Annotated in this window: 3 protein-coding genes; 1 reads left to right on the top strand and 2 read right to left on the bottom strand. The window is 33.4% G+C overall.

What is annotated here, in order from left to right; all coding sequences use genetic code 11:
- Window positions 1-116: 116 nt before the first annotated feature.
- Window positions 117-260, top strand: a complete 144-nt coding sequence (locus tag B0A58_RS12230; RefSeq protein WP_185740224.1) for a hypothetical protein — start codon at window positions 117-119, stop codon at window positions 258-260.
- Window positions 261-306: 46 nt separating this feature from the next.
- Here B0A58_RS12230 and B0A58_RS12225 read toward each other — a convergent pair whose 3' ends face one another.
- Both B0A58_RS12225 and B0A58_RS16855 read right to left on the bottom strand, forming a co-directional pair.
- Complete coding sequence (locus tag B0A58_RS12225; RefSeq protein WP_089081292.1) at window positions 307-666, bottom strand: hypothetical protein; 360 nt, start codon at window positions 664-666, stop codon at window positions 307-309.
- A gap of 7 nt (window positions 667-673) precedes the next feature.
- Window positions 674-1,837, bottom strand: a 1,164-nt coding sequence (locus B0A58_RS16855) for an RHS repeat protein (protein WP_317047324.1), incomplete at its 5' end; no start/stop codon positions are given.

The raw sequence follows: 1,837 nt of genomic DNA, 5'->3' as shown, positions 1-1,837 counted from the left end.
AGCAAATTTGAATCAGGTTTGTAAGTATATCCCAAAAGATCCATTTCTTGAGCATACATAAACGACGAATCAGAATCCAAATCGCCATTACGTCTCAAATTCAAGATGTTACGATAATGGATAAACCCGATTTTGAAAAATTACATCTTATCAATCAACTCGACGAAAACGACAAAACAACTCTTTTTAAAATAGTAGATACAATGCTTACCAAGAAGAAGTTTAAAGACTTTTTTGCTAAAAATGCAGCTCCACTATAAAACAAAACCCACTTGATTGAGTGGGTTGATGCTTAAAAATATCATTTTAAGGATAAACTATTCTATCGTACTTTGAAGACAATATAGCTGAAGTAAACTTATTAACTTTTTGAAATTTTACAACTTTTTCAGTTATTAAACCATTATCTTCAAATATATTTTCTAATCCACAAACATAAAATTCATTTGCTGTTCTTATGATAAAGTAATTTAATGTATTTTCTCTAATTCCACTTTTCTTGAAACCTACAAAATCATTACTTAAAAACAATAAATTAAATATTGATATTTCTTTATTTACTTTGCTTTTTCTTAATACCCTTATGTGCCTTATTTCAATTATGCTTTTTACATTTATTAATTTTTCAATATGAAAAATCAGATAATTATATGTTGTTTTTTCCATAATAAAATTAATCTTGAGTAGAATTATAAATTGCTGAGCCAGCTTCTGTACCTCCCCAATAACCTACAGCACCTCCTACAACACCTCCTATTACTGTACCCCAAGGGCTAAATAGAGTACCGAAAGCTGCTCCTGCTTTTGCACCTGCATAAGCCCCAGTCCAACCACCTATCTCCGTTGATAATGCTTGAGTAGTATTTTCTGCAGTTGCAACATTATAAATTGACATACCAGCACTTATTACAACTACACTTGTTCCTGTACCTCTTAATAACTTTGCTGATGATAAACCTCCTCTTAAATTACCACTTGGATTAATTTTATTAAGAGCATAATACTTAGCAGTTTCAAGCTGTGCTTTTTTAGACTTTAATATTTCAGAAATTGCTTTTCCTTGTGGGGATAATTGTGCTCTTGTTGATTGTTGAATATGATATCTTGAAAATGCATATTCAGCAGCATTTGAACTATTTTTAAAAATATATTCATTTTTTGGAAAATAGTATTTCATTCTTACGTTTGCGTCAAATGCAAGGTTTCTTGCATTCCACCATTGAGAAATTAAATAGTTACTGCTATTAGAACTTGAAGAGCTTGATGCAGATACAACAACTTCTGCAAGCATATCTGGCGTTCCATTTTGACCAACCCATAAAGACCCATTCCAAATCCAATGACCATCGTCGTCTTTGTGTACTTGTCCTGGCGTGGTTCCGTTTCCACTAGGATAAGCTAAATTATTTTCTAATAACCCTGTAGGGTCAGACCAATAATTAGGATTATTAAAACCAAAACGATAAGGTGAAAAATCTGGATATAATTCTGTCAAAGTATCCATCCCGTAAAACCTCCCAATTGCACTATCATATTGCCTAAAGTCCATCGCCGTAACATTCAACCCCAGCTCATCCTGCCACTCTTTCCCATTATACTTATAATTATAAACCAAAGGAAACAAAGGCGTTACGGGTTTTATTTTGGAGGAAACACTCTCACGCACATACAACCGCTTGTCGGAGTTGTAGTTGGTGTGTTTGAGCCCAAAAGGATAGTAGTGATTTTCTTCCAAAATCGACAAGGCTCCCGTGGGCGTTTGCGTGTAACTCATCCTGATATTCCCCAAATGGTCTGTGTAATTAAACACGTAATTAAACAAACTACTTTCAGTTAA

The organism is Flavobacterium branchiophilum NBRC 15030 = ATCC 35035 (assembly GCF_002217205.1).
Lineage (GTDB): Bacteria > Bacteroidota > Bacteroidia > Flavobacteriales > Flavobacteriaceae > Flavobacterium > Flavobacterium branchiophilum.
This window is presented reverse-complemented; position numbering and strand designations above follow the sequence as displayed.